Source organism: uncultured Amaricoccus sp. (genome assembly GCF_937858865.1).
Taxonomy (GTDB): Bacteria; Pseudomonadota; Alphaproteobacteria; order Rhodobacterales; family Rhodobacteraceae; genus Amaricoccus.
Genome location: NZ_CALLYO010000342.1, coordinates 1 through 5999, shown reverse-complemented (window position 1 = coordinate 5999; position 5999 = coordinate 1). Strand labels below are relative to the sequence as shown.

Annotated in this window: 8 protein-coding genes; 3 read left to right on the top strand and 5 right to left on the bottom strand. The window is 68.3% G+C overall.

The window, feature by feature from the left end; all coding sequences use genetic code 11:
- Window positions 1-145: 145 nt before the first annotated feature.
- Complete coding sequence (locus Q0112_RS09840; protein WP_297974607.1) at window positions 146-403, bottom strand: PilZ domain-containing protein; 258 nt, start codon at window positions 401-403, stop codon at window positions 146-148.
- A 209-nt stretch (window positions 404-612) separates the two neighbouring features.
- Here Q0112_RS09840 and Q0112_RS09835 point away from each other — a divergent pair, with 209 nt between their 5' ends.
- From Q0112_RS09835 to Q0112_RS09825, 3 genes are read left to right on the top strand one after another with little or no spacing between them, the layout of a single operon-like run.
- On the top strand, window positions 613-2094 hold the full coding sequence (locus Q0112_RS09835; protein ID WP_297974604.1) for a pilus assembly protein TadG-related protein: 1482 nt from the start codon (window positions 613-615) through the stop codon (window positions 2092-2094).
- Between the two features lie 4 nt (window positions 2095-2098).
- Window positions 2099-2653 carry a TadE/TadG family type IV pilus assembly protein gene (locus Q0112_RS09830; protein ID WP_297974601.1) on the top strand — a complete coding sequence of 185 codons (555 nt, stop codon included), beginning with the start codon at window positions 2099-2101 and terminating at the stop codon, window positions 2651-2653.
- Window positions 2654-2664: 11 nt separating this feature from the next.
- A complete protein-coding gene (locus tag Q0112_RS09825) occupies window positions 2665-3225 on the top strand; it encodes a TadE/TadG family type IV pilus assembly protein (RefSeq protein ID WP_297974599.1) in 561 nt (186 codons plus the stop codon).
- Between the two features lie 21 nt (window positions 3226-3246).
- Here Q0112_RS09825 and Q0112_RS09820 read toward each other — a convergent pair whose 3' ends face one another.
- From Q0112_RS09820 to ftsY, 4 genes are all read right to left on the bottom strand, one after another.
- Window positions 3247-3723, bottom strand: coding sequence for a MarR family transcriptional regulator (locus tag Q0112_RS09820; RefSeq protein WP_297974596.1), 477 nt, complete (start codon window positions 3721-3723; stop codon window positions 3247-3249).
- Between the two features lie 108 nt (window positions 3724-3831).
- Entirely contained in the window at window positions 3832-4449 is a 618-nt protein-coding gene (locus Q0112_RS09815; protein WP_297974593.1) for an inner membrane-spanning protein YciB, read from the bottom strand.
- A gap of 41 nt (window positions 4450-4490) precedes the next feature.
- Window positions 4491-5096 (bottom strand): hypothetical protein, encoded by a 606-nt coding sequence (locus Q0112_RS09810; RefSeq protein ID WP_297974590.1) that lies wholly within the window; start codon window positions 5094-5096, stop codon window positions 4491-4493.
- Between the two features lie 88 nt (window positions 5097-5184).
- A partial coding sequence (gene ftsY, locus Q0112_RS09805; protein WP_297974588.1) for a signal recognition particle-docking protein FtsY occupies window positions 5185-5999 on the bottom strand: 815 nt, incomplete at its 5' end.

Sequence of the window (5999 nt, the reverse complement as noted above, 5' to 3'; positions counted from 1 at the left end):
GCGTTCCCTGCCTACGCTGACGGATCAATCCCGACGCTTTCAGGTACAATACGGATTCCATACGGATTCCATATGCGTTCCAGATCGAGCGAATCCCGGTAAATCCTTGCCAGACAGCCGATTCAGCCAGGGCCTGCCTGACGGATCAGGCCGCGCGCTCGTCGACGAAGCGGACCCCGGTCGTCTCCATGGCGCGGAAGCGCACCTCCGCCTCGCGCCGGGGACCGTTCTCGATGCGGAGCTCGAAACGGTCCGGCAGCGCCAGCCAGTCGTCGACCTTGAGCCGCGCCCCTGCCGGCGACAGGTCGAGCACCACACAATCGAGGCTGCTGTAGCCGCGGCGGAAGACGATCCGCGCCCGTCGCAGCACATGCGCCCTCGGATGCAGCCGCCGCTCGCCCATGCCTTTTCCCCCATCAACCGGCCGAAGCCCGCACCCGCCACGGTAACCTTCCGGCAACCACTTTACGATCCGTCAGGAAGTTAATGGTAAACGGTTGCAATCGCGGAAAAATCTAACCGCTTTCCGGCGGCGGCGGCCATCCCGTTAACGGCGGATTGACCCTGCCGGTCGAGACTGCGCGTGACGTCGGGTCAACGGGATGGCTGGCCATGTTCACGCCCAAGCTCACGCGAAGCCTGAGGGCCGTCCGGTCCTTCCTCGCGCCTGTCCTTCGCGATCGCCGCGGCGCCGCCGCGGTGTTCCTCGCCGTCGCGCTCATCCCGATGGTGGGCGCCGTCGGGCTCGCCATCGACTCCTCGCGCGGCTACCTGCTCAAGACCCGCATGGGCAAGGCGCTCGACACCGCCGGCCTCGCCGCCGGCCGGGTGGCGCTCGATGGCAATGCGCAGGACGTGGCGCAGCAATTCTTCGACGCGAACTTCGGAACGTCCGATGCCTCGGTCGAGGTCGCGCCGGTGGCGTTCGCGCTCGACGACACGATGCGTTTCGTCACCCTCTCCACCACCGCCACCACTCCCACGCTCTTCATGCGGGTCTTCGGGCGCGAGACGATGATCGTCTCGGCGCGCAGCGTGATCCAGCGCGAGACCACGGGCATGGAGCTGGCGCTCGTCATGGACAACACCGGGTCGATGTGGCCAGACGAGTTTTCGACCCTCACCGGCACGCCGTTCAAGGCGATGCAGGATGCTGCAGACGATCTCATCGACATCCTCTACGGCAGCGATTCGGAGATCGAGAACCTTTGGGTCAGCCTCGTTCCGTACACGGCGATGGTGAACATCGGCAAGACGCGCACTGATTGGCTGAAGTCCGGCGACCGTGTGTTGAACAACCCCGGCAGCTATTCGACCGTGGGCTGGAAGGGCTGCGTCATGGCGCGGACCTACCCCAACGACACGAACGACGCGCCGCCCTCGGTCGAGAAGTTCGGCTCCTTCTTCTATGCCTCGACCAACTCGGACAGCAACGACAACAAATGGCCGACGATCAAGGAGGACTATACCTACAAGAACGGCGCGCGCGGCCCGAACCTCGGCTGCGGCCCGGCGATCACCCCGCTCACCAAGTCGAAGGCGACGATCAAGGCCGCGATCGCCGACATGAAGCCCTGGAGCCGCGGCGGCACCACCGGCAACCTCGGCCTCTCCTGGGGCTGGCGCACCCTCAGCCCGCAGTGGCGTGGCCTCTGGGGCGATCCCGACCTGCCGCTCGACTACGGCACGCCCTTCATGGACAAGGTCGCCGTCATCCTGACCGACGGGCAGAACCAGTTCCACGACAACAGCAACGACAGCAAGAACGATAAGGAGGTTCCCGCCTCAGACTACACCGCCTATGGGCGCATCGAGGACCTCGTCGGCTACTCGACCGGCAAGGAGGACGCCCGCCGCAGCGACGGACGGGCAATCCTCGACGCCCGGATGACCGAGACCTGCAACGCGATGAAGGCGGCCGGCATCCGCATCTACACGATCACCTTCAACAAGCCCGACGCCACGGCGAAGGCGCTCTTCAAGAAGTGCGCGACGACCGAGGCGATGTACTGGCACGCGCCCGACAACGACACGCTCTCGGCCGTCTTCCGCGCCATCGGCGGCCAGCTCGCCAACCTCAGGATCGTGGAGTAACGGCGTGTCCCGGCGGCTCCGTGCCCTGGCGGGCGAGACGGGGGGCGCGACGGCGGTCGAGTTCTCGCTCGTCCTGCCGCTGCTCCTCCTCTTCATCGTCGGGTCGATCGAGTCGGCGATCGTGCTCTTCATCGGGTCGAGCATCGAGGCGGCGGTGATGGAGGCCTCGCGCTACGGCATCACCGGCACCGAGGCCGGCGTCAGCCGCGCCGACCGGGTGATGGAGATCGTCGAGGACCGCACTTACGGACTGCTCGACATGGACCAGGTGGACATGGAGATCCTCGTCTACCAGAGCTTCGCCGACATCGGCAAGCCGGAGCCCTTCACCGACCAGAACGGCAACGCCACCTACGAGGCCGGCGAGCCGTTCACGGACGTCAACGGCAACGGCGAGTGGGACGACGACATGGGCGAGGCCGGGCTCGGCGGCCCGAGCGACGTGGTGGTCTACCGGCTGAGCTACGCCTGGGGCGTCATCACGCCGCTGATGCGCCGCATCCTCGGCGAGAGCGTCACGCACGTATCGAGCGTCGCCGTGCGCAACGAGCCCTATTGAGGAGGCCGGCCGTGCGGCGCTTCGCCTCCCGACTTCCCGGCCTCCTGCGCGACCGACGCGGCGTCGCCGCCATGGAGTTCGCGCTCATCCTGCCCATTCTCGTCCTCTTCAGCGCGGGGACGATCGAGTACAGCCGGCTGATCCTGCTGACGCAGAAGCTGCAGAGCGGCGCCTTCATCCTGGCCGACCTCACCGCCCGCGACCGGACGCTGAGCGAGGATCAGCTCGAGAACATCTTCCTCGCCATCGACAACATCATCCAGCCGTTCGAGTTCGCCGCCGACGGACGGGCGATCGTGTCGAGCGTCGGGCGCGACGGCTCGAACCTGCTGCGGGTCAACTGGCAGCGGACGAGCGTGGGAGATCTGACCGCCGCGAGCGCGATCGGCACCGAGGGGGACTCGGCCACCCTTCCCGCCGACCTCGACGTCGCGGCCGGCGAGACGGTCATCGCCGCGGAGGTCTTCTACTCCTTCACCCCGCTCTTCGGCATCGGACTCGAGCCGCGGGTCATTCGCAAGGTGTCCTACTTCAAGCCCCGGCTCGGCACGCTCGACACCCTCCTCCCGTGAGCCGGCGCCCGCCGGCGCCGGTCACTCGAGCTCGGTGACGATGCGCCGCAGCAGCTCGATCAGGATCCGCTTGTCGGCGCCGGCGATCTTGCCGAGGTCGCGGTCGTGCGCCTCGGCGCAGACCGCGAGATGCGCCAGCGCCTGGTCGCCCTTGGCCGTCAGCCGCAGCGCGTAGCTGCGCCGGTCGGCCGGGATCTCCTCGCGCACGACCATCTTCTCGCGCACGAGATCGCGCAGGACCGGGGTGATCGTCGACTTGTCACGGCCGCTGGCGCGGCTGATGGCGAGCGGCGTGATCCCGGGGTTGTCGTTGATGAGCGAGAGCACCGCGTACCAGCCCGGCCGGAGGCCCGGCAGGCCGGCATGGCGCTTGAAGGCACGGAAGGAGGCCGCCTGGGCCAGGCGCAGGTGGAAGGCGATATAGTCGTCGAGCGGTCCGAGCTCGACCGGCCCGTCGCCCCACGGCGCGGCTGGCTCCCCTGTCGCTGATCCGCGCATCGCAGGTCCCCTGCCCCTCCGGACGCCGAAGCCTCCGGGATTCGCCGACAGATATTACAGCCCCGGAGCGACCGCAAACCGGTTTCGACCAAAACGATCCGCCGCGGATCAGCCCTTGCCGCCGCCGACCATCGCATAGCGCTGGAAGAGCGGGACCTGGGCCATGATGAAGAGGAAGTTGGCCGCCGGCAGGACGAAGGTGCGGAAGTTCACCCAGGTGTCGGTCCCCCAGCTGCGCCAGACGAACTCGTTCGCAATGGCGAGCAGCAGGTAGAAGACGATGAAGCGCACGGTGAACTTCATCCAGCCCTCCTCGCGCATGGGGATCAACTCGTCCATCAGGTACTTGAGGTAGCTCTGCCCGCGCATGAGGCCGAAGCCGAGGATGCCGGCGACGATGCCATAGAGGATCGTCGGCTTCATCTTCACGAAGGTGTCGTCACGCAGGACGAGCGTGAGCCCGCCGAAGACGGTGACGACGATGGCGGTGATGACGGCCATCTTCGGCAGCTTGCGGGTGAGGGCATAGCTCGCCGCGAGCGCGAGCAGGATCGTCGGGACGAAGACCTTGGTGGAGAAGAGGATCTGCTCGAGCTGCCGCTCGCTCGTCCCGAGCCCCTCCGGCACCGGCGCCATGCGGTAGGCGAGGAAGAAGACGGCGATCGGCCCGATCTCGAGGACGAGCTTCAGGAGCGGGTGGATGTGGCGTTCGGCGGGCGCAGACATGGCCCCGACATAGCCGCGCGGCGTGCGGAATGCCACAGGCTCTAGAAGAGGAAGCGCAGCCCAACCGTCGCGTACTGCGCGCCGCCCCAGGCGTCACTGATGAGCCCGAAGACGCCGGAGCGGTGGTGGAAGCGCAGGAGCAGTTCGACGTCGGGGCGGCTCGGCAGCGCGAAGGTGATCTCGGGGGCGAAGAAGTGCATCCACTGGCTGCCCTCCTCGTCGCGCGCCCGGTCGCGCTCGACGTCGGTCACGCTGCTCGCCCAGTTGAGCCCGGTGGAGACGGCCGCCGTGGTCAGCACCGTCCCGTCCCAGGGAAAGCCATGGTAGCGGATGAACAGCGCGCCCCAGACCTCGGTCGCGCTCTGCCGCCCGGAGCGCTGCCCGACGCCCACCTCGGGCTCGAGCGTGAAGTGGGACCCCAGGCGCCCCGCCCTCCGCGACACGGTCGCCGCGACCAGGCGGTCGTCACGGTCGTAGCTCCAGGCGGACGGCGGCTTCGGGGAGGTCAGGATCAGCTCGCTCATGGAATCTTCCACGTAGAAGCCGGCGTAGACGGCTACCCCGCAGTCGCCGCGGCAGGGGGCGAGGAGCTCCGACGGATTCCAGCTGGCGGCGGGTCCGGCCGCGAGCACGAAAACCGCGGCCACCAGCAGCCGACACCTGAGCAGCCGTCCCAATCGCCTTACCCGCAGCAGTCCCGCGGCGGACCCTAGCATGCCGCCGGCCGCTGCGGAACTACGCCGCCTCGAGACCGGTCAGGGCGCGGGCGAACTCCTCGGGGTCGAAGGGGGCGAGATCGTCGATGCCCTCGCCGACGCCGATGGCATGGATCGGCAGCCCGTAGCGGTCGGCGAGCGCGACGAGGACGCCGCCCTTGGCCGTTCCGTCGAGCTTGGTCATCACGAGGCCGGTCACATCGGCGATCTTGCGGAAGATCTCCACCTGGCTGAGCGCGTTCTGCCCGGTCGTGGCGTCGAGGACGAGAAGCGTGTTGTGCGGCGCCTCGGGGTCGCGCTTTCGAATCACCCGGACGATCTTGGCGAGCTCGGCCATCAGGTCCTCGCGGTTCTGCAGCCGTCCGGCCGTGTCGATGAGCAGGAGGTCGGCCCCCTCCGCCTCGGCGCGCGCCAGCGCGTCGAAGGCGAGGCTGGCCGGATCCGATCCCTGCGGCGCCGTCATCACCGGCACGCCCGCACGCTCGCCCCAGATCTGCAGCTGCTCGACCGCGGCGGCGCGGAAGGTGTCGCCGGCGGCGATCACCACCTTCTTGCCGGCGGCGCGGAACTGGCTCGCGAGCTTGCCGATCGTCGTGGTCTTGCCGGATCCGTTGACCCCCACGACCAGCACCACCTGCGGGCGCTTGGCGTAGACCGGCATCGGTCGCGCCACCGGCTCGAGGATCGCCGCGATCTCGCCCGCCAGCAGCTCGCGGATCTCCCGCGCGCCCACCCGGCGGCCGAAGCGGCCTTCGGCGATCGCCGCCGCGACCTTGAGCGAGGTCTCGACCCCCATGTCGGACTGGATGAGGAGCTCCTCGAGGCTCTCGAGCA

Bases quoted from the DNA above. Each gene is read 5' to 3' on its own strand.
- Q0112_RS09840 (WP_297974607.1), bottom strand. From the start codon at position 403: ATGGGCGAGCGGCGGCTGCATCCGAGGGCGCATGTGCTGCGACGGGCG.
- Q0112_RS09820 (WP_297974596.1), bottom strand. From the start codon at position 3,723: ATGCGCGGATCAGCGACAGGGGAGCCAGCCGCGCCGTGGGGCGACGGG.
- Q0112_RS09835 (WP_297974604.1), top strand. From the start codon at position 613: ATGTTCACGCCCAAGCTCACGCGAAGCCTGAGGGCCGTCCGGTCCTTC.
- Q0112_RS09815 (WP_297974593.1), bottom strand. From the start codon at position 4,449: ATGTCTGCGCCCGCCGAACGCCACATCCACCCGCTCCTGAAGCTCGTC.